The sequence below is a fragment of the Moraxella osloensis genome, from assembly GCF_001553955.1.
In the GTDB taxonomy this organism is placed as follows: Bacteria; Pseudomonadota; Gammaproteobacteria; order Pseudomonadales; family Moraxellaceae; genus Faucicola; species Faucicola osloensis.
In genome coordinates, this window is sequence record NZ_CP014234.1 from 1990276 (window position 1) to 2012711 (window position 22436).

The window sequence follows — 22436 nt, forward strand, 5'->3', positions numbered from 1 at the left end:
TTCTTGAGCTTCTTATTTAGGTAAGCGGCGTTTGAAGGAACTAGGGTTTTTTTTTGGGGATTTTATGGCTAAATATCAGTTATTTGCAGATGAGGCATGGACGCATAACTCACCACCACTATGTCGTTATCATTATTTTTTCGGCGGTATTTTCGGTACTGAAAGTGCTATGGATAGGCTTGATTATGAGCTAAAATTGATAGTTAAAAAGCATAATGTAAAAAGTGAAATTAAATGGAACAAGGTTTCACCAAATCATATGGATTGTTATAAGGAATTGGTAGATTGTCTCGTAGATAATATTCTATCGGATAAAATAAAATATCGTCAAATGTTTAAAGATAGGTCTTATCATTATGATAATCCTGAAAACTATAGCGAATTGGATATGCAATTTAGATTGTATTATCAATTTCTCAAAAATTCATTTGGCTTTCAATTTCTTCCTGTTAATGGTCAAAGTGAGATTTTGCTAAGACTAGACGGGCATTCTAGTCAAAAGCACAAGGATGAATTAGACAAATTTGTTCTTGACCTTCCACGTTTATGGGGAAGAAATGATATTACTTTTAGAGTTACTTATATAGAAAGTGACAAGTTTATACGCTTACAGGTCTGTGATTTGTTAATGGGTGCAGCGGGTTATAAAGGTAATAAAATTCATCATAGAAGAGAAAATAACAAACGTGGAATGACAAAAAAGCAAAAATTAAAAATTGAGCTAGCAGACTACATTTATAATAAATTACGAAAGATTAATGAAATTGATAGAGGTTCTAAAGCGTTTAATTGGTTTGAATCAACAGGCTTAAATGCAAATACGGAAAACAGGTTTCATCATAAAATGAGAATTTGGAAGTTCATTCCCAATTCATATCGCAAGAATAAAGGGTGGGAAAACGATAATTTAACTAAAGAAGGTTATTTCGTTAAAGATATATTTGAAACTGAAGTGTTACAAGGAAATGAAGAAGGTTAATGAATGATTAATCAAGAAATCTTAAATGCCGTTGTCCAAGAGATTAAATCGACACCAGCAGATGAGTTAGAAAAACGACTTCAACAGTCAGAACATTCTGCTTTCGCTCAATCAATTAATGAACTTTCGGCATTTTCACGCTCAACTCCAACCGCTAAAAAGCCAAAACGTTTAGCTTTGCTTACCTTTTCGGTATATTGAGCAGAAGCGTTAAATCGTCGAAATAGAGTAAAGCACCGTTTAAGTTTTAGTAGATAATTTGTAACCTAATAAAAAACCCACAAAATCTGTGGGTTTTCTTTTACCTACCTAAATTTAAAAAATTACGTTAAAATCAATTATTAAAAAATCACTTTTCCATAGGATATCTAGGTAAAAAAAGGTGAAAAATGATAAATCAATCCTTACATTTTGAAATCACAGGCAATGACGCAACTCGACTCATTCAAGCCTGCCAACAGCTTGGCATACAACCTGCCCAAGCCTTTCAACACTTTGTCGCCCAACTATCCGCCAACGCCGACAAAGAACCAACGACAACCGAGCCTACCACCGAGCAAATCCGAGCCAAAAAACTCGCTCGTGCAGGCGGACTTGCCCAATACGCCAATCCAGACTTAATCCCACTCGAAGACCAAGCCGTCACAATGGCACTCAAGGCAAAGTATGGTACTCATTGATACGAATATCTTACTTAGATTCATCTTGCAAGATCATGCCGAACTCAGCAAAAAGGCTAACCAAATAATTGCTGATAATAGGGTTACCTGTCTAAATGCGGTGGTTTATGAAGCCATTCACGTATTGCAAAATGTCTATGGCATAGACCGTTTAATCGTAGCGAATGAAATCCAATCGCTATTTATCGATGACATTATCGAAAGCGATGATAAAGCCTTATCAATCAAGGCATTAAACGTATTTAAAGAAACCAAGATGGATTTTATGGATTGTTTATTAATCGCGTATGACATACTTTATCAACATCAAATTTTCTCATTTGATAAAAAGGTTAATAACTACCTAAAACGACATTATCAAAATTAAAAACCCACAAAATCTGTGGGTTTTCTTTTAAGCTTAAAAAATCAATGCGCCTCATCCCAATTATCGCCAATACCCACTTCTACCACGAGCGGCACCGCAAAATCCACATCCCAGCCTTTTTTCTTAGCGGTTTTTGACAACACATCTTGCATGGCGTTCTTTATAAGTTTAGCGATTTCATCGACTTTATTTTCATCCGCTTCAAACACCAGCTCATCATGCACCTGTAGTAGCATTTTGGCATGGTCTTGGGGCAATACCTCATTCACCGCAATCATGGCAAGTTTGATGATATCAGCAGCACTGCCTTGTAGTGGCGCATTAATCGCCGCGCGTTCTGCCGCTTGGCGCACGCCGCGGTTGGGGTGCTGCATATCGGGGGTGAATAGCTTACGCCCCAAAATCGTGGTGATATAGCCTTGATTTTGGGCAGCGGTGCGGGTGGCTTGCATATAAGCACGTACTGTAGGGTAGCGGGTGAAGTACAGCTTGATATAGTCTTGCGCTTGCTGGCGAGTAAAGCCCAACTGCTTGGCAAGCCCAAATTCACTCATGCCGTAGAGTAGCCCAAAATTCACCGCTTTGGCTTGGCGGCGTTCTTCACTCGTCACCTCATCAAACGCCTTGCCCAAAATCTCAGCGGCGGTGGCGCGGTGAATATCATGCCCTTCTTGAAACGCGCGGATGAGCACAGGGTCATTGGCAAAGTGTGCCATCAGCCGAAGCTCGATTTGCGAATAGTCTGCCGATAGCACTTTGCGACCTTTGGGGGCAATAAACGCGCCACGAATGAGCCGCCCAGTATCGGTGCGAATCGGGATATTTTGCAAATTCGGCTCAGTCGATGACAACCGTCCTGTGGTTGTCAACGCTTGATGATAACTGGTATGCACACGGTCGTTGCTGTCTGCCACGTTTGCCAACGCGTCGGTATAGGTGCTTTTAAGCTTAGACAGACTGCGATGCTCAAGCACGGTTTCAATTAGCGGATGGTCGATGGTGGCAAGCACCGCTTCGCTAGTGGAGTATTGCCCTGTTTTGGTTTTTTTACCACCTGTAATGCCTAAGCGGTCAAACAGCACTTCACCCAACTGCTTTGGACTGGCAAGGTTAAAGGTTTCGCCGGCTTGCGCAAAGGCGACTGTTTCAAGTGCTTGGATTTTTTCATCAAAGCGCGCGGATAGTTCCCCCAAAAACGCTTTATTGAGCAAAATCCCGTCATGCTCCATTTGGCACAGGATTTGGGCAACGGGGATTTCTAGTTCATGGAGCAGCTTGGCGTTGTTCGGTTCGGCGTTGAGTTTTTCGCTAAACAGTTCAAATAGCTGATAGGTGATATCGGCGTCTTCACAGGCGTAGTCACTTGCCACGGTTAAAGGGACTTTGTCAAAGGTGATTTGCTTAGCGCCTTTGCCTGCCACATCTTCAAAGGTGATGGTTTGGGTATGTAGATAGTGGCGTGCCAAATCGTCCATACCGTGACGGGTGGCAACGGCATTAATCACATAGCTGGCAAGCATGGTGTCCATCGCCCAGTTTTTTGGCTCGTTGATTAAGTTGATATCGTAATTTGCCAAAATATGCGCGTCGTATTTTAAGTGCTGACCGATTTTGCCGATTTGTGGATTTTGTAAAATCGGTTTTAACTGCGCTAAAACGTCCTCACGGGCAAGTTGTTCAATCCGATTGCCCATCTCATCAACGTGGGCAACAGGTACATAATAGGCTTCATGCGACTCCAGCGCAAACGACAAGCCGACAAGCTCGGCATGTTGCCAATTCACATCGGTGGTTTCGGTATCAATGACAAAATGCTTTGATGCGTCAAGGCGTTGGATTAATTTATCAAAATCGGCTTGGGTGGTGACAGTGTGCCACTGCTTGTTGGCAGTATTTTTGCTATCTTGGCTAGTTTTAATCGCTTCCACCATTGGGTTGTGGATAGCATTTTGAGCAGGCTCAGCGGCTTTAAAATTACCGTTATTGGACGGGTGAAACGGATGATTGAGCGATGCTATTTCACTTTTAAATTCCAGTTCGGTAAAAATTGCGCGTTTTTCTGCTATGTTAAAACTTGGGTCAGTCGGTAGCCGCAACGTCTCCCAATCAGGCACGATATCAAGGTCGGTGATAATGGTCGCCAAGCGTTTATCCAGCGCAATGCTGTCGGTGCTTTGCAAAAAGGTTTGTTGCTGCTTGCCTTTTAACTGATCGACATTGGCAAGGATATTGTCAATGCTGTCGTATTGCTCAAGCAGTTTTTGCGCGGTTTTGGCGCCGATGCCTGCGACACCTTTGATACCATCCGATGCGTCGCCCATGAGGGTGAGATAGTCGATGATTTGACGAGGCTCGACGCCAAATTTTTCTTTGACCCCTGCGATGTCATAGCGTTTGTCATCAAAGCTGTTTTCCACGATGATGCAGGGATTGACCAGTTGGCACATATCTTTGTCGCCTGTGGAGATGATGACATGATGACCTTCTAAGCAAGCACGATGGGCGAGTGTGCCGATGATGTCGTCAGCTTCTACGCCTTCAATGGTGAGAAGCGGTATGCCCATCGCTTGTATCATCTTGTGAATGTAAGGGATTTGCTCGGCAAGTTCGGCGGGCATTTCTGGGCGGTCGCCTTTATAAATGGGGGAAAGCTTGTGGCGAAAGGTGGGCGCTTTGGTATCAAACGCCACCGCCATGTGGGTTGGGCGGTATTTTTCCATCAGTTTTTTGAGGGCGTTGAGCGTGCCGCGGATGGAGTTGGTGTGCAAGCCTTGGGTGGTTTGCATGGTGACAGGCAAGGCGTGAAAATTGCGGAACATATAATACGAGCCGTCCACCAAGATAAACGGCGGCTTATCAGTGTTGATGTGATCGGTATCAAGTAGGGCAGTTGCAGTCATAGGATTACTTATCTTTATGTTGTTAAAATATGCTGTCAAAATACAGGCTAGTATCAAAATATAAGACAGTGTCAAAATACAGAAAAAATTTTATTATCCGCGTATTATACTGGCTTTTTACGGCTAATCGTTAAGCATTTCAAATTCATCGATTAGCAGAAGGTGGATAGATTTTGACGGATGCAAATCCGGTGTATGCTAAGCAAGTGCGAAGTTTGGCGGGTTGTCATGGCGGCAACTTTGCAAAAATTCCACCAATAGCCGATAGCCAATGTGCTACAATTTTTTAGCAATTTTTAGGCACAACCAATTTTAGGCACAACCAATTTCTATGCATAAGCAATTTTTAGGCATAAAAGGGAACTTTATGGGCAATACCTATTACACACTGCTTGACCGCACGATAACCGATGATATCACTACATCAAACTACCGCTGCAATATCCACTGCCAAGGCGCATGGAATGACAACGAACAACACATGGCGGCGGCGACAGGACTGTTGGCTTACGAGCTTGAACAATTCAAACCGCGCAGTGATATGCGTATCGGACGCATCAGTCTGGATATTTTTGGGCTGATTCATTTTGGCGATGTTAGCGTGACCACCCACATCATCCGCCCGGGTCGCACTATCGAACTGGTCGAAACCACAATGGCAGCCAATGGCAAAACCTGTATCGTTGCCCGCGCGTGGCGTATGCAAACCAGCGATACATCAGAGATTGCTGGGCTTGAAGATGAGCGAATCGGTCATCCAGAAAGCTACCCGAACTGGGACGGTATGAAGCATTGGGGCGGTGGCTATATTGACAGTATTTATCTCAAAGCCGACCCCGATAACCGCCAAGGCGATGGCATCGTGTGGATCAATACCGATATCGACATGGTCGAAGAAAACGGTCAAGCAAAGCCCACATCTGACTTTGTGCATTTGATGGGTATGGTCGATACCGCCAATGGCGTGGTACCTCGTATTCACCAACCCAATACCATTGAATGGTTTTTCCCCAATTTAGATTTGCAAATCCATCTGCACCGTATGCCTGTTGGGCGTTGGTTAGGACTTGAGACCGTGCAACAATTTGGGGGCGATGGCGTGGGTCTGACCAGTAGCGTGCTGCATGACGCACACGGCGCCTTTGGTCGTAGCGAGCAAATTTTAACCATTCGAAAAGCCTAAAAAACTATCAGGATAACCAATCATGGAAGATAACAACACACCAACTGAACACTCGGTCAACGACGCCGAATTTTGGCAAAAACGCTATGACGATGGCTACACTGGGTGGGATATCGGTCAAGTGTCGCCACCCCTGCAAGCCTATATCAAGCATTTACTCGACAACGGCGTGAGTAAATCAGCGCAGATTTTAATCCCTGGGGCGGGCAATGCTTATGAGGCAGGCTATCTTCATGAACAAGGTTTTAGCCATGTTTATGTGGTAGATTTTGCTAGGCTGCCTTTGGATAATTTTGCCAAGCGCTATCCCAGTTTTCCCAAAACGCACCTGCTACTAGCGGATTTTTTTGGCTTAGACCCTGCGCAGTATCAGTTTGATTATATTATTGAGCAGACGTTTTTTTGCGCGATTGACCCCAGTAGACGCAGCGATTATGCCAAGCAAATGCAAAAGCTCCTCAAACCTACCGGTAAATTGGTGGGCTTGTTGCTAGATAAGCATTTTGAAAGCAATCCACCATTTGGTGGCGATAAGCAAGAATATGAAACATTATTTCAGCAGTTTTTCACCATTGATACACTGGCGCCTTGCTATAATTCACTTAAGCCCAGACAGGGTAGCGAATTATTTTTTATCCTGAGCCAAAAGAAGATACAGAACGCAGATATCCCCTAAGCGTTAAACTACTAATCGTTAAACTAATAATCATTAAACTAATACTCATTACCTTACCATTTTTTTGGCGATGAAGCAGGTGGGAAAGAAGCAGTGTTTTGAAGCGCGGGAAATTAATGGCTTTGAGCGCATCTTGACCTGAGCGCACGCCACTGCCCAAGAAAATCCGCAGCTAGTGGCGTGGCGTTGATGATAAAAAATCTGCCAAGACATAATGAATTAAATTTTTAATATTATGCCAATAATCTATATTGGCTTGTCAGCTTAACGCCATAACATCCATGATGGAAAAAGGATAATATAACGTCTTGGTAGCGGTAACTAGCACAGGTATTTTATCAGCAAATTTCAGCATCTCTTGTTCTGGCAGCTCGGCAATATCAATCGACTGCCAGCGTATATCGGCAACGGCTTGTGCTTGACGCAATAAGCTTTCAGCGATTTCACACAGATGACAGCCGACTGTGCCATATAATCGCCAAATAGTCGGGTCAGCCATCATGTGATTATACGGATTTGTGATGTTTTGCGCATTGAGGTCGGACATATTCTGCCTTAGCATATAGCCAAAAATGCCATAATACGTTATATTTTTAGCTTAAGCCATCGCTGCTTTTGCCCCCGCCGCTAGGAATACATCGTGCCTAAATCCAAACCAACTACCAAAAAACCTGTTACCAAAATGTCGATAAAGCCCAAACCTGTCAACACAGCTTTACCACCCACCAACCGCGGTATCGGGTTTGGCGGCTGGTTCAAGCGTATTTTACTCATAGTCATTGCCTGCTTTGTTGCGTTTCATGTAATAGTTGCCGCCTTATTGGTTGTCTGGAAAACCCAGCCTATCAATAACAGTATGTTCATGATACTGTATCGCTTGAGCAATTTTGCCCCTGTCAGTCAGACGTGGGTGGATGATAATCAAATTTCGGTGAATGTAAAACGGGCGGCGATTGCCAGCGAAGATGCCAACTTTGTCAATCATGCTGGCTTTGATTTGCAAGGCATTGAGAACGCGATTAAGAAAAATGAAAAAGCGGGCGCTATCAGCGCGGGCGGCTCAACCATTAGCCAACAGCTTGCCAAGAATTTATTTTTATACCCCAATCGCTCATATTTTCGCAAAGGCGAGGAAGCGTTAATTACCTTGATGATTGAAAACATGTGGACCAAAGAGCGGATTTTGCTTGCTTATCTCAATGTCGCAGAGTTTGGTAAAGGCGTGTATGGTATTGAAGCAGCCGCTCAGCACTACTACCATAAGTCGGCAGCACATTTGACCAAGCGACAAGCCGCATCTTTGATTGCCATGCTACCTAATCCCAAATATTTTGAAGACCACCGTAACGACCGCCGCCTGCTTAACAAAACCCAAATTATTTTACGGCGCATGGGTGCGGCAGATTTGCCCGACACGGAATAGTCAAGAAACTCATGTATCATTACACGCTTATCATTACATTGTTAACTTTACACTGTTAAAAATGCTTGACCACAAAAGGACTGTACTATGCCAAACACTGCCAATCAAGATAAACCCAGCGAAGAGCCTGTATCACCAATCAATCCGATACTAGGCTTTAACAGCATTTGCTACCCAAACGTGTTTGAATCCCAACAAAACGATAGCGAGCTGTACTTTAATCGTGAATTGTCACTGTTACAGTTTCATCAGCGGGTACTCGCCCAAGCCACCAATCCTCGTCACCCACTGCTTGAACGACTGTTTTTCTTGATTATTTTTTCATCCAATTTAGATGAATTCTTTGAAATCCGTGTCGCAGGCTTGATGCAAAAAGTACAAATGGGCGATGTGGTGAGCAGTATCGATGGTATGCGCCCCAGTAAGGTTTTGTCATATATCTCTGAAATCGCCCATCATGCGGTGGATGAACAATACCGTATTTTGAACGATGAAATTCTGCCTGCACTGGCGGAGCAAGACATTCGCTACCTAAAACGTGATGAGTTGACCCCAGAGCAAGCCGCCTGGGTAAAAAAATACTTTGCCGAGCAAGTCGCGCCGGTGCTGACGCCGATTAGTATTGACCCTGCACATCCTTTTCCTAGGTTGGTGAATAAAAGCTTGAATTTTATGGTGGGTTTAGAGGGCAAAGATGGCTTTGGTCGCGATATTAACATGGCGATTGTCCCTGCACCTCGAAGCTTACCGCGGGTTATTCGCTTACCCAATGAACTGACAGGCGGAAAAGAACATCACATCATGCTCACCGCAGTGATTCACGGGCATATCGAAGAATTATTTCCTGGCATGACGGTCACTGGCTGCCACCAATTTCGTTTGACCCGTAACGCCGATTTAGATTTATCCGATGATGTCGAAGACTTGGCGAAAGCGTTGGAAGGTGAGTTGGAGAATCGCCGATTTGGTGCCAAAGTGCGCTTAGAAGTGACCACCCATTGCCCACAGACGATGGTGGATTATCTGCTTGAAGAGTTTGGTTTAAGCCAAGAGCAACTATACCGTGTCAATGGTCCTGTCAATTTGACGCGTTTGTTGTTTGATTTTAAAATCCCAAATTTGCGTTATCAGCCGTTTAATCATGCCATTCCCAAAGCGTTTCGCCGTGATAGCTTGGATAAAAATGAAAACGTGTTCCATGTCATTCGTAAGCAAGATGTATTGCTGCATCATCCGTTTCATTCGTTTTCACCTGTGGTCAATATTTTGCGCCAAGCCGCCAATGACCCCCGTGTATTAGCCATCAAACAGACCCTTTATCGCTCGGGGACAAATTCTGAAATTGTCCAAGCGCTGGCCGAAGCTGCCCGTAAAGGCAAAGAAGTCACCGCTGTGATTGAATTACGTGCGCGCTTTGATGAAAAATCCAACATCGAAGTAGCAAACTTTCTGCAGCAGGCTGGGGCAGTGGTGGTGTATGGCATCGTAGGCTACAAGACCCACGCCAAGATGATGCTGATTGTGCGCCGTGAGGAAGACAAAATCCGCCGCTATGTGCATTTGGGCACAGGCAACTACCATGCGGGCAATGCCAAAGCCTATACCGACTATGGTTTATTTACCGCCAATGAAGCCATCACCGAAGATGTGCATAAAATATTTAACGAACTCACAGGCATGGGCAAGCCAGCCAAAGTGCAAAAACTACTGCATGCCCCTTTCACCTTGCATGACAGACTCATGGGCTTTATTGACAACGAAATTGCCCATGCCAAAGCAGGCAAAGAGGCGCACATCATTATCAAGGTCAATGCGATGACCGAAAAACTACTGATTGACAAGCTATATGAAGCATCGCAAGCAGGCGTTAAAATCAATCTGATTATCCGGTCGATGTGTTGTATTCGTCCGCAATTACCCGGCGTATCTGACAACATCACCGTGCGCTCTATCGTTGGGCGTTTTTTGGAGCACACCCGCGTGTATTATTTTGCCAATGGGCATCAAAATCCCAATGCTAATGGCAAACGTACTTACCGTTTATATTGCGCCAGTGCAGACTGGATGGAACGCAATTTGTTTAGCCGTGTTGAAGTGGCTTTCCCCATTGAAGACCCCATCGTCTTTAAACGCATTATGGAAGATTTGCACAATTACCTAAAAGACAATGTCAATGCATGGGAGCTTGATGCCAAAGGCGCATGGCGAGCGATTACCCCTGGTGAAGGTGAAGCAGCATTCTCGGCACAAGATTATTTATTGACCAAAATCACCAGAAAAAGCTAATGTTGCTAGTGATAGGTTTTGAGTCAATTACACCGCTATCTAAACAAGATGGCGGTTTTTTTTTGATGAATGCGCTGACTTACACCCAGCGTTCAAAATTTACCGAATAGTAATAAATCCGCCAAAATTTCACACAGCTAAACACTTATCACATAGTGATAACAGCTTGTTACGCGAACACTTATCACAAACTGCCTTTATTTGCTACTATCTTATAAAAGCAAAAGTATGAAAGCGATTGAATTGGCTATTTTTTACATAAATTTAATCGCGCTCTATTTAAAAGTCTTTGATTAAAACCTTAGACTTGAATTGATACTAAAAAATCATAAGGAAAATTACCATGTCACAGAATCAAGCACAAAACCAAGCACAAAATCAATCAAGCAACCAAACCGAAATTCAAAAAGCAACAGAAAATGTGAATCCCAGTCAATTATCAGAAAACTTGGACAAACAAAATAGTGTGAAAGGTGAGCCACAAGACTTAGACAAAAGTGAAAACACCCCTTTTATTGACGAGTCATTGCGTACCGACAATCATTAAAATTTAAATTGTTAAATTTTTAAATACTAAGCTTTTAGGGCGTGTCCCTATTTGGATAATGAGGCTAAAAATAGACTAAATCGCCAGCAAAACAAGGCAAATTGTGCAGATAATATTGGAATATTGTCAAACAATTTAACGCAGTTTTGCCAGATTTAGGCATTTTTAGGCCATTAAAAATACTTTGTTCCGAATTAGGGACACGCCCTAATCATTAAATTTTGATTGACTAATTTATACAGCTCAACCTACAAAAATAATAACTTATTGAGCGATAACAATGAATTAAAGGAAGAAAAAAATGCAAAATCAAAATAATGTAGAAATTGTAGACCCAAAAACGGGTGTTGCCGTGACCCCGCAAACCGTTATAGTAGAAGACAGTGTCACCCACCAATCGGGTGATGGTATCACCACAGGCATGTCCCCCTCAATGGAAACACCCGATATTTTTGATAATACCCCACAAGCGGTGGTGAAAGTTCAATCCGCACAAGACGTGGCGAATGGCGAATTATCGGATGAGAATGTGGCACGTATTTCTGAGGAAGAGGCGCAGAAATTACAGCAAACTGCCGAAGCTAACCTTAATGCAGAAAATTCACTTCATACGTTATCAGACGGTAGCGTAGATATCGACCGAGATCACTAATTTTCGATATCATTAAGTTAAGTTTAAGCATTGTATTGGGTTGATACCAAAAAAGGAATGACCATGAATTCACCAGAAGCACAAACCAAACACGTTAATTTAGGCGACAAATCTGCCGAGTTCGTCGATCGTCGTAACCAACCGGGACAAGCGTTCGATGATAATGTCAATGAACATACCATTGGCGGGGACGTGGTTGGTAATGAACAGCTAAAAAGCGACACCATTAATGAGCGCAATCTTTATACTACCCCGGAAAATGCCCAAAAACGCACTATAAATCCTGATGGCTCTATTCCAAGCGTTGGTAGTGAGTGAGAGTAAGTGGCAGTAAGTCAGTTTAAGGATTAAATTGTAATAGCTAACCATAACAGCTAACCATCCATCCCCATTTGATGGTTAGCTTTTTTTATCCTTACAGTCTACAAAAACCTCACGCAATCCAACTCGGTATACCACTATGAAAGCGTAATTCATCATCGGGTTCATTGATGAGCTGCGCCTCTACTTGACGAAAAAACACCACCCGCGCATCAATCGGCTCGTCACTGATACTTTGCGCCAATGCCAAATAATCTTCAAAATGGCGACTTTCTGATTTTAGCAAATAGCGATAATATTTTGCCAAACGCTCATCCTCAATCACTTGTGACAGTGCCCAAAAACGTTCACACGATCGGGCTTCGATGAAAGCACCAATAATTAACGTGTCTATCATCGCTTGCGGCTCGTAAGTGCGTTTATGTTTGAGCATACCTGCAGCGTAGCGACCTGCAGCAATATGTTGCCACGCTTGTCCACGCTCTGCCATCAATCCTATTACTTGCTCATAATGGAGCATTTCTTCGCGAATCAGCTGAGCAAGCTTTAATTGCAGCTCGGTATGCGACATATAGCGAAAAATCAAATTCATCGCGGTGCCTGCGGCTTTTTTTTCACAATTGGCATGATCTTGGATGATAGTCGGCAAATCTGCCATCGCAGCTTTGAGCCACTTATCCGACGTCGTACTACCCAAAAACGCCAAAACAGGGGTGATATCAATGGGCTTTGGCTGATAGACAGAGTTATCATTATCCAAGTCGATGACGGCTAATTCATCAAAACTGCTGTCCGTTTGTACTGTGGTATTGATAAGAGCGGAATTTGACAAGGGATTACTCACTTATTGACACGTTAATAAAGTGATATTTTACCAAAAATCAGCGATAAAACCCTTAGCACAAAAATTTATATATAACGATTATTTAAAAAATAAATAGTTTTTATTTCTTTATTTTTATAAATGATATTCGTATAATCAAATGTGAATTTTTTGCTATTTTAGGTCAAAACATAAGGAAAAATGCCATGTCAGAACGCGTTCAAAAGGGTAGTCTAGCGATTGATACACAGCTTTATAACTTCATTGCCAATGAAGTTACGCCAGTCGTGGGCATCGATAACGAAAAATATTGGCAAGAATTTGAAAAAATTGTCCAAACATTCCAACCCCGTAATAAAGCATTGTTGGCAAAACGTGACGAGATTCAAACCCAAATCGATGACTGGCATGACAAAAACCCCGCTAGCAACGGTCAAATCGACAAAGCCGCTTATACCCAATTTTTAAAAGACATCAACTACATCGTCCCAGAAGGCGATGACTTTTTGGTTGAGACCCAAAACGTGGATGACGAAATCGCCCATATCGCAGGCCCACAGTTGGTGGTACCTGTACGCAATGCCCGTTATGCGCTAAACGCAGCAAATGCGCGTTGGGGCAGCTTGTATGATGCGCTATATGGTACCGATGTCATCGATGAAACCAATGGTGCAGAAAAAGGCAAAGGCTACAACCCTGTTCGTGGTGCCGAAGTCGTAAAATACGCCAAAAACTTCTTGGATAGCAACTTTGCCTTAGCAGAGGGCAAATATGCTGACGTCACCGGTTTTAAGGTTGAAGACGGTAAATTAGTGATACGCCAAGGTGACAAAACTACCTCACTAGCCCAGTCAGAAAAATTCGCGGGTTTTTTAGGTGATGCGGCCAATCCAACGGGTATTTTACTGAAAAACAACGGCCTACATGCCGAAATCCAAATCGACCCATCAAGCCATGTGGGTAAAGATGACCCTGCAGGCATCAAAGATGTCTTGATGGAAGCCGCGGTTACCACCATTCAAGACTGTGAAGACTCAGTCGCTGCCGTTGACGCCGAAGAGAAAGTAGAAGTATATCGCAACTGGTTTGGGTTGATGAAAGGCGACCTGAAAGACAGCTTTGAAAAAAATGGCAAACAAACCACTCGTACCATGAACCCCGACCGTGAATACACCGCGCCAGATGGTGGCAAAATCACCTTGCACGGCCGTTCAGTGATGCTGATTCGTAACGTCGGTCACTTGATGACCAACCCCGCGATTTTAGTCGATTTTGAAGGTAAGCAAGAAGAAATTTATGAAGGTATCATGGATGCGCTAATCACACCACTGTGTAGCCTGCCAGATATCTTGGGTAAAAACAGCTTAAGCAATTCACGTACAGGTTCAATGTATATCGTAAAACCAAAAATGCATGGCCCTGAAGAAGTACAATTTACAGTTGACTTGTTTGCCGCGGTTGAAAAAGCGTTAGACCTACCCGAGAATACCTTAAAAGTCGGTATCATGGATGAAGAGCGCCGCACGACCGTTAACTTAAAAGAATGTATCCGCGTTGCCAAAGACCGCGTTATCTTTATTAACACAGGCTTTATGGATCGTACCGGTGATGAGATGCACACCAGTATGAAAGCCGGTCCCTTTGTCCGTAAAAACGACATGAAAAATACCGATTGGCTCAATGCTTATGAGCGTTGGAACGTAGACATGGGCGTCAAATTGGGCTTACCTGGTAAAGCGCAAATAGGTAAAGGTATGTGGGCAAAACCTGACAACATGAAAGAAATGGTTGCCACCAAGTCCAATCATCCAAAATCAGGCGCGACTTGTGCCTGGGTACCATCACCAACAGGCGCGACGCTTCACGCCATGCACTACCATGAAACCAACGTCATGGACGTGTTAGATAATATCAAAGACCGCGAGCCTGCCAAGCTAGATGACATTTTGACCGTGCCACTTGCTACGGATACCAACTGGACAGATGAGCAAAAAACTGCCGAGCTTGAAAATAACATTCAAGGTATCTTAGGATATGTAGCGCGCTGGGTCGACCAAGGGGTTGGCTGTTCTAAGGTACTAGATATTGACGACGTTGCCTTGATGGAAGACCGCGCTACCTTACGTATTTCAAGTCAGCACGTCGCCAACTGGTTAGAGCACGGTATTGTCACGCCTGAGCAAGTCGATGATGTGTTAAAGCGTATGGCAAAAATGGTCGATGAGCAAAGCAAAGACGATCCAGCCTATATCCCAATGGCAAATGACTACAATACCTATGCGTATAACGCTGCTCGTGATTTGATTTTCAAAGGCAATGTACAGCCAAATGGCTATACTGAACCATTACTACATCAAGCACGACTAAACTTAAAAGCAAAATAAGTTTTTTATTTAGCCAAGATATTAACATCATAAAAACCATCAGATTTGTAACTGGTGGTTTTTTTATGGCATAGAAATATTGCAAAATGTTTCAGAATGAATTACTCTAATTTCACAATTAAATTTAGATTCTGTTAACTGTTTCATTGTTTTGTAACAAATTGTTGGCAAAATCTATCTATACAAAAGAATTGCTACGCATCTGTGTAGTTTCACCTAGGATACTGTGGAGAAATCCTTATGAAAAAAATCGCAATCGCTTCAGCCATCGCTCTAGCTTCAATCACTGCTGCCCATGCTGCGCCAACTGTATATGGTAAAGCATTTTTGACTTTGGATTATATGAGCACTGACTACGAAGCATCAAACAAGTCAGATGAAGATACATTTAAACTTACCTCTAATCAATCACGTATCGGTTTTAAAGGTGACGACGATTTAACTGACACCACTAAACTTATTTATCAATTAGAATATCAAATCAACCCTGATGACGATAGCCAACAGTTTAAATCACGTAATACTTATGTAGGTTTAGCCCACAACACTTTAGGTACTGTACTAGCGGGACGCCATGATACCCCATTGAGACTTGCACAAAACAAAGTTGACGTATTTAATGATACTTTATTTGATATGGCAAATGCAGGGGTTTCAGGTGAAAATCGTGCTAACAATACGTTAGCCTATCAATCACCTGCCATTGTTGGTATGCCAGTGAGTTTTATGGCAGCTACTGCTTTATCTGAAACTGATACAGATGGTGACGTTCTAGTAACCGCTAAGACTGAGGCTGTTAAAAATGCTGACGGTACAATTAAAACTCCTGAAAAACCTGCAGTCTACCGCGATAGAAAAGTAAAAGATAATGGCTATTCATTGTCATTAGCCTATGACCAAAATGGAATTTATTTAGGTGGTGCCTATGATAAAGACATGGGTGCTAATAATGTAAATACTGGCGTGATTGATAATACGTGGCGTTTGGTTGCTGGTCTAGATATGGGTAAAATGAATATGGTTCCTGGCTTAACTTTAGGTGCTCTATACCAACAAAGCCAATACTACGATAACTATAGCATCGTTAACAACAACCGCGTTAACAAAGCCAGTGAAGATGAAAAATCTTGGCTTATTAGTGGTAAATATAAAATCACTGATACCCCTTGGGCAGTTAAAGCACAGTATGTTAATACCACTGACGAAAAAGGCGTAAAAGATGCTGATGTAAATGAAATCGCAGTTGGTGGAGAATATGCATTCAACAAAGCCACAACCGGTCACATCTATGCAGGGCAAATCAGCCGTGACAATAACAAAGATGACTTGATTGTAGGTACAGGTATTGAATACAAGTTCTAATATATCTAACTTTTAGATTGCTGTAAAAGCTAACTAATTATTTAGTTAGCTTTTTTATTTTCATTAACGCTAAAAAATTAATTAAAAAAAATATGATTTAATACTAGAAAGAATATTATGTCACTAAGATTAAAAATAAACTTACAATCACGTAAAAATTAAAAAAACTATTGCAAAATATTTCAGAATTGATATTCTATAAGGGAGAAGTATGAATTTAGTAACAAAAATGATGGTAATGTAATTTATTGCTAGGATTGTTGCTAGATTTATACAATTAATAGTTGACGCTATTAATATAGTGAAAACTGAATTATATCGAACAGGGTCGTTCGTGGTAGGCCTGTCGAACCATAACGACCGTTACCCTTAGACAAGCTCAGGGCAAACGGTGCTTACTATAATTTAGGATTGAATATAGTAATCAAAGTAATAGTTTTCTTGCTTTGGTTATTCGGAGAGATAGTGGTGCTGACAAGTCACCAGTTATCTATAATTTGTTTTTACTGATAGAGGGACCTATGAAAAAATTACTTTTAGCCACAGCCGTCGCTACACTTTCAGTTTCTGCTGCCCATGCTGCGCCAACTGTTTATGGTAAAGTATTTTTGACAGCTGACTACACTGATACGAATTACGATGATAACTACCGTGCCAGTGCTACTGCAACTTCAGCACCTAATGACGAAAGTACAGTCAAACTAAACTCAAACGCATCACGTATTGGGTTTAAAGGTAGCGAGGAGTTAACTGACACCACTAAACTTATTTACCAATTAGAATATCAAATCAACCCTGATGACGATAGCCAACAGTTTAGATCACGTGATACTTATATCGGCTTAGCCCACAACACTTTAGGTACTTTAATTGCGGGTCGTCATGACACCCCATTTAAATTGGCTAAAGGCAATGCCGACGTATTCAATGCTAATGCTGATACTTTGAGTATTTATAATCCCGGTCCACGTGGGTATACCAACCTAGGTGAATACCGTGCTAACAATATGGTGGCTTATAAATCACCGACCATTGTTGGTATGCCAGTGACTTTTACAGCGGCTGTTAGCTTGTCTGAAGTTGATAAAGATACTGACAGTCCTGCTACCGAAAAAGATGAAGGTGCGAACGGTTATTCTGCTTCATTGGTTTATGATCAAAATGGTGTTTATTTAGCCGCAGGTTATGACAATAACATGGGTGTTGAAGATTCAGCATGGCGTCTAGCAGGCACCTTCGATATGGGTAAAATGAATATGGTTCAAGGTTTAACCCTTGGTGCACTATATCAACAAGCTGATGTTTATGGCTATTCTGATGATTCTGAATCTTGGTTGATTTCAGGTAAATACAAAATCGCTAATACACCTTGGACTGCAAAAGCCCAATATATCGACACTGATTTTGGTGACAATGATAGCTCAGAAGTTGCTGTAGGTGGCGAGTATGCCTTCAATAAAGCGACCACGGGTCACATCTATGCTGGACAAGTTAAAGCAGATAACTTCAAAGATGTAACTATCGTTGGTACAGGTATTGAATACAAGTTCTAATATATCTAACTTTTAGATTGCTGTAAAAGCTAACTAATTATTTAGTTAGCTTTTTTATTGGAAGAATGACGTTCGCTATTATCTTGACAAAAATCAACAATTATCAATTTGATTAAAAATAAATCACAATTGATATAAAAAGTGTAAAAACTATTGCAAAATATTTCAAAATTGTTATCCTAGTATTTAGAAGTATGATTTTAGTAATTAGTAAGAATAAATTGTAAATATATTCAAACTTTATTGCTAGATTTATACAATTAATAGTTGACGCTATTAATAGTAACCAAAGTAATAGTTTTCTTGCTTTGGTTATTCGGAGAGGTAGTGGTGCTGACAAGTCACCAGTTATCTAAAATTTGTTTTTACTGATAGAGATGACCTATGAAAAAATTACTTTTAGCCACAGCCGTCGCTGCACTTTCAGTTTCTGCTGCCCATGCTGCTCCAACAGTTTACGGTAACGTTCTATTAACTACTGACTATGTTGATGGTAACTTAACAGTAAAGAAAGATGGTAATAAATTAATCGATGAAGATTATAGTACCACTCAACTAAATTCTACAGGTTCAAGTAATCTTACAGGTTCACGTATCGGTTTTAAAGGTGCGGAAGCATTAACAGCCAATACTGATGTAGTTTACCAATTAGAATATGGTATTGATGTTGATGCGGACCAAGGTCGAAACTTCCGTTCACGCGATACTTATATTGGTCTATCAAACAAACAATATGGTACTTTAGTTGCTGGTCGTTTGTCTGCAATCGATGATAATATCAATTACGCAGGTCAAACTGTAAGTCTATATGACACCTATAGCACAGGTTTCAGCGTCGAAGCTGCTGATGAAGAAACAGCAGATATTTTAGGTGTTGACGAAGGCGAGACAGTAAAATTAGGCTTGGCATTTTGGGACGGTAATCGCGCTAACAATTCCCTTGCTTACTTCTCTCCATCATACAATGGTCTTCAGTTCATGGGCATGTATGTTATGGAAGAAAAAAATTCAACTGATTTATGGACTGAATCAGAAGCATTCGGTGCAGGCTTAAAATATGAGCCAACTAACCAACCTTTCCGTGCAGGTGCTACTTATATCAAATCTAGCGACTTCAGCACTGCGCGCGTAAGTGGCGCATTTGATGTAAATGCTGCTACTACATTAGGCGCACTATATCAAGTTACAGATTTAGATGAAGATAAAAATGAGAACTTATTTACTCTAAGCGGCTCATACGCAATTCCTGCTACAAAATGGAAAGCTTACGCACAAGGCGATATAGTAAAAAACATTAGTGGTCTTGATGGCTTAGATGGTTCACGTTTTGTAGTTGGTGGTAAATATGGTTTTAATGCTGCAACAACTGGTCACCTATATACTGGTTACAGCAAAATTGAAGCTAGCGAAGATGGTTTTGATCTAGATGCAAGTGGTTTTGGTCTAGGTGCAGGTTTAGAATACAAATTCTAATATTTACTAGAATTTGCTATCAAAAAATCCACTCAGCGATGAGTGGATTTTTTTATGAGTGAGCGATTTATTGATAAAAATAATTTTTTGCTAAACCTAGGCATTTTCGAGTAAAATTCTTTTTTACCAACGAGCGAAATAGATAACATGACAAAATTCATCTTTGTAACTGGCGGTGTCGTTTCTTCACTTGGCAAAGGTATCACCGCTGCATCGGTAGCCGCGATTCTTGAGGCACGTGGTCTGAAAGTCACCATGACCAAAATGGACCCTTATATCAATATTGATCCAGGTACAATGAGCCCGTTTCAGCATGGTGAAGTGTTTGTTACCGAAGATGGCGCAGAGACTGACCTTGATTTGGGCTATTACGAGCGTTTTTTGCGCCACTCAAAAATGACGCAACGTAATAACTTTACCAGCGGGCGTATTTATTCGGCAGTGATTGAGAAAGAACGTCGCGGAGATTATTTGGGTGGCACGGTACAGGTCATTCCGCATATTACCGATGAAATCAAAGCGCGTATCCGTGCCAGTGGCGAAGGCTACGATATTGCCATGATTGAAATCGGTGGTACTGTCGGTGATATTGAAAGCTTGCCATTCATGGAAGCGGTGCGTCAAATGCAAGTTGAACTTGGTCGCAACAATGCGATGCTGATGCATTTAACCCTCGTGCCTTATATCGCGAGTGCAGGCGAGAGCAAAACCAAACCAACACAGCACTCAGTCAAAGAATTACGCAGCATTGGCTTGCAACCTGATGTGTTAATTTGCCGTAGTGAACACGCGATTAGCGATGATAATCGCCTAAAAATTGCATCGTTTACCAATGTTGAGCAACGTGCCGTTATTCTTTGCCCAGATGCCAAATCCATTTATCAAATTCCAAGTATCCTACATGCCCAGCATTTAGATGATTTGATTTGTGAGCGCTTTGGGTTAGATACCCCAGAGGCGGACTTAAGTGATTGGCACCAGTTTACCCAAGCGTTGTTAAATACCCAAGAAACTGTAACTGTGGCAATGGTGGGTAAATACGTCGAATTGCCTGATGCTTATAAGTCAATCAATGAAGCCTTGCTACATGCGGGCGTGGCAAACAATGTCAAAGTCAATATTGACTATGTCGATGCCGAAAAACTTGAAAACGATGACAGCCTGTTTGAGCATATTAAAGCTGCCGATGCTGTGCTCGTCCCTGGTGGATTCGGTGAGCGCGGCACCCTGGGTAAAATGAAAGCGATTCGCTATGCCCGCGAAAACAATGTGCCTTATTTAGGGATTTGTTTGGGAATGCAATTAGCCGTCATTGAGTTTGCGCGCAATGTATTGGGTTTAGATGCCAACTCAACGGAGTTTGATAAAAAAACCAAAGCGCCATTGATTGGTTTGATTACAGAATGGTTTGATGAAAAAGGTGAACTACAATTACGTAGTGACGCCTCAGATTTGGGTGGTACCATGCGTCTGGGCGCCCAAAAAGCCGAGCTTGTGGAAGACAGCAAACTGCGCCAAATCTATGGCAGTCCTGTGATTACTGAGCGCCATCGTCACCGCTATGAAATGAATGGTCGCTATATCGAACAGCTGGAAAATGCTGGTATGAAAATTTCTGGTTATTCAGCCAAACAGCATTTGGTTGAGTCAGTAGAGATTGCCAATCACCCTTGGTATGTCGCGGTACAATTTCATCCAGAATTTACCAGCCAACCACGCGGTGGTCATCCATTGTTCAATAGCTTTGTTGCAGCCGCTAAACAAACCAAAAAATAGTATTTATGATGCACAAAAAACCATCTGTTACAGGTGGTTTTTTTTTAGCCAGCTTCGTATCTAGCCAATTATGCTATAGTGACAATCAATAAAAACTTTGACAACATACTGAGAGCCCTATGACCACTAACTTACCGACACCGCAATCTCACATTCAGCTCAATGATATCAGCATCGGCAATGATCAACCGTTTGTGCTGTTTGGCGGCATGAATGTACTAGAAAGCAAAGATTTGGCATTTGAAATTGCTGAAAGCTATATTGAAATCTGTAAACGCTTAAATATCGGCTATGTGTTTAAGGCAAGTTTTGATAAAGCCAATCGCTCAAGCTTGTACTCGTTTCGCGGTCCAGGTCTGGAAAAAGGTATCGAATGGCTACACGATATCAAAAAAACCTTCAATGTGCCCATTATCACTGACGTACACGAACCGTACCAAGCTGAGCCTGTGGCAGCCGTGGCGGATATTATCCAGTTGCCCGCGTTTTTGAGTCGCCAAACTGACTTGGTAGCAGCGATGGCAAAAACCGGTGCGATTATTAATGTCAAAAAAGCACAGTTTTTGGCACCCCATGAGATGAAGCATATCATCAATAAATGCCTTGAAGCCGGTAATGATAAAATCATTTTGTGCGAGCGTGGCAGTGCGTTTGGTTATAACAATCTCGTTGTCGATATGCTTGGTTTTGACACCATGAAAAAACTGCAGGTTCCCGTGTTTTTTGATGTGACCCATAGCTTGCAGCAGCCGGGTGCAAGAGCAGACAGTGCAGGCGGTCGCCGAGAACAGATTACCACGTTAGCACGCGCTGGCATGGCAACAGGATTGGCAGGGTTATTTTTGGAAGCGCATCCAAATCCTGATGTTGCCAAATGCGATGGTCCTTGTGCGCTGCGGCTGAGCCAGCTTGAGCCGTTCTTAGCCCAGTTAAAACAGCTTGATACCTTAGTCAAAGGGTTTGAGGTGTTAGATACCCACTAATTTTTACTCGACCTTTTAACACAAATTTGCAACGCCTCGTTATTAAAATGTTATCAATCGATAACGAG

At 42.1% G+C, this 22436-nt stretch carries 20 protein-coding genes; 17 read left to right on the plus strand and 3 right to left on the minus strand.

Annotated elements, in window-relative coordinates; translation table 11 throughout:
• Window positions 1-64 precede the first annotated feature (64 nt).
• The 4 genes from AXE82_RS08760 (at window position 65) to AXE82_RS08775 (ending at window position 2026) form a co-directional block, all read left to right on the plus strand.
• On the plus strand, window positions 65-979 hold the full coding sequence (locus AXE82_RS08760; protein ID WP_062333731.1) for a DUF3800 domain-containing protein: 915 nt from the start codon (window positions 65-67) through the stop codon (window positions 977-979).
• Between the two features lie 3 nt (window positions 980-982).
• Window positions 983-1180 (plus strand): hypothetical protein, encoded by a 198-nt coding sequence (locus AXE82_RS08765; RefSeq protein ID WP_062333734.1) that lies wholly within the window; start codon window positions 983-985, stop codon window positions 1178-1180.
• A 188-nt stretch (window positions 1181-1368) separates the two neighbouring features.
• Entirely contained in the window at window positions 1369-1659 is a 291-nt protein-coding gene (locus AXE82_RS08770) for a hypothetical protein (protein ID WP_062333736.1), read from the plus strand.
• Window positions 1646-2026: a PIN domain-containing protein gene (locus AXE82_RS08775; protein WP_062333738.1), complete on the plus strand. Its 381-nt coding sequence runs from the start codon at window positions 1646-1648 to the stop codon at window positions 2024-2026. Before AXE82_RS08770 ends, AXE82_RS08775 begins: the two co-directional genes overlap by 14 nt.
• A gap of 41 nt (window positions 2027-2067) precedes the next feature.
• On the opposite strand, the gene polA is transcribed toward AXE82_RS08775, so the two are convergent.
• Window positions 2068-4926 carry a DNA polymerase I gene (gene polA, locus AXE82_RS08780; protein WP_062333740.1) on the minus strand — a complete coding sequence of 953 codons (2859 nt, stop codon included), beginning with the start codon at window positions 4924-4926 and terminating at the stop codon, window positions 2068-2070.
• 367 nt (window positions 4927-5293) lie between these two features.
• On the opposite strand from polA, the gene AXE82_RS08785 reads away from it, so the two are divergent.
• Both AXE82_RS08785 and AXE82_RS08790 read left to right on the plus strand, forming a co-directional pair.
• Window positions 5294-6109, plus strand: a complete 816-nt coding sequence (locus AXE82_RS08785; RefSeq protein WP_062333742.1) for a thioesterase family protein — start codon at window positions 5294-5296, stop codon at window positions 6107-6109.
• 22 nt (window positions 6110-6131) lie between these two features.
• Complete coding sequence (locus AXE82_RS08790) at window positions 6132-6785, plus strand: methyltransferase domain-containing protein (RefSeq protein ID WP_062333745.1); 654 nt, start codon at window positions 6132-6134, stop codon at window positions 6783-6785.
• A gap of 259 nt (window positions 6786-7044) precedes the next feature.
• Here the strand turns inward: AXE82_RS08790 and AXE82_RS08795 are convergent, their stop codons facing one another.
• Window positions 7045-7332, minus strand: a complete 288-nt coding sequence (locus AXE82_RS08795) for a glutaredoxin family protein (RefSeq protein ID WP_227713361.1) — start codon at window positions 7330-7332, stop codon at window positions 7045-7047.
• A 135-nt stretch (window positions 7333-7467) separates the two neighbouring features.
• Here AXE82_RS08795 and mtgA point away from each other — a divergent pair, with 135 nt between their 5' ends.
• The 5 genes from mtgA to AXE82_RS08820 all read left to right on the plus strand — a co-directional run bounded on the left by mtgA (window position 7468) and on the right by AXE82_RS08820 (window position 12011).
• A complete protein-coding gene (gene mtgA, locus AXE82_RS08800; protein WP_197931451.1) occupies window positions 7468-8208 on the plus strand; it encodes a monofunctional biosynthetic peptidoglycan transglycosylase in 741 nt (246 codons plus the stop codon).
• An 87-nt stretch (window positions 8209-8295) separates the two neighbouring features.
• Window positions 8296-10494, plus strand: a complete 2199-nt coding sequence (ppk1, locus tag AXE82_RS08805) for a polyphosphate kinase 1 (protein WP_062333747.1) — start codon at window positions 8296-8298, stop codon at window positions 10492-10494.
• A gap of 343 nt (window positions 10495-10837) precedes the next feature.
• A complete protein-coding gene (locus tag AXE82_RS08810; protein WP_062333750.1) occupies window positions 10838-11041 on the plus strand; it encodes a hypothetical protein in 204 nt (67 codons plus the stop codon).
• 301 nt (window positions 11042-11342) lie between these two features.
• Entirely contained in the window at window positions 11343-11693 is a 351-nt protein-coding gene (locus AXE82_RS08815; RefSeq protein WP_062333754.1) for a hypothetical protein, read from the plus strand.
• A 63-nt stretch (window positions 11694-11756) separates the two neighbouring features.
• Window positions 11757-12011 (plus strand): hypothetical protein, encoded by a 255-nt coding sequence (locus AXE82_RS08820; protein WP_062333758.1) that lies wholly within the window; start codon window positions 11757-11759, stop codon window positions 12009-12011.
• A gap of 115 nt (window positions 12012-12126) precedes the next feature.
• Here the strand turns inward: AXE82_RS08820 and AXE82_RS08825 are convergent, their stop codons facing one another.
• Window positions 12127-12774 carry a MiaE family protein gene (locus AXE82_RS08825; RefSeq protein WP_410477383.1) on the minus strand — a complete coding sequence of 216 codons (648 nt, stop codon included), beginning with the start codon at window positions 12772-12774 and terminating at the stop codon, window positions 12127-12129.
• Between the two features lie 269 nt (window positions 12775-13043).
• On the opposite strand from AXE82_RS08825, the gene AXE82_RS08830 reads away from it, so the two are divergent.
• The 6 genes from AXE82_RS08830 (at window position 13044) to kdsA (ending at window position 22368) form a co-directional block, all read left to right on the plus strand.
• The gene (locus tag AXE82_RS08830) at window positions 13044-15221 is read left to right on the plus strand and encodes a malate synthase G (RefSeq protein WP_172460498.1); all 2178 of its coding nucleotides are present in this window, start codon (window positions 13044-13046) and stop codon (window positions 15219-15221) included.
• Between the two features lie 240 nt (window positions 15222-15461).
• Window positions 15462-16583 carry a porin gene (locus tag AXE82_RS08835; RefSeq protein WP_062333764.1) on the plus strand — a complete coding sequence of 374 codons (1122 nt, stop codon included), beginning with the start codon at window positions 15462-15464 and terminating at the stop codon, window positions 16581-16583.
• 521 nt (window positions 16584-17104) lie between these two features.
• Window positions 17105-18136, plus strand: a complete 1032-nt coding sequence (locus AXE82_RS08840; protein ID WP_062333767.1) for a porin — start codon at window positions 17105-17107, stop codon at window positions 18134-18136.
• A 384-nt stretch (window positions 18137-18520) separates the two neighbouring features.
• Window positions 18521-19609: a porin gene (locus AXE82_RS08845; RefSeq protein WP_062333770.1), complete on the plus strand. Its 1089-nt coding sequence runs from the start codon at window positions 18521-18523 to the stop codon at window positions 19607-19609.
• Between the two features lie 147 nt (window positions 19610-19756).
• Complete coding sequence (locus AXE82_RS08850) at window positions 19757-21385, plus strand: CTP synthase (RefSeq protein WP_062333773.1); 1629 nt, start codon at window positions 19757-19759, stop codon at window positions 21383-21385.
• A 119-nt stretch (window positions 21386-21504) separates the two neighbouring features.
• Window positions 21505-22368 (plus strand): 3-deoxy-8-phosphooctulonate synthase, encoded by an 864-nt coding sequence (gene kdsA / locus AXE82_RS08855; RefSeq protein ID WP_062333776.1) that lies wholly within the window; start codon window positions 21505-21507, stop codon window positions 22366-22368.
• The last annotated feature ends 68 nt before the right edge of the window (window positions 22369-22436 follow it).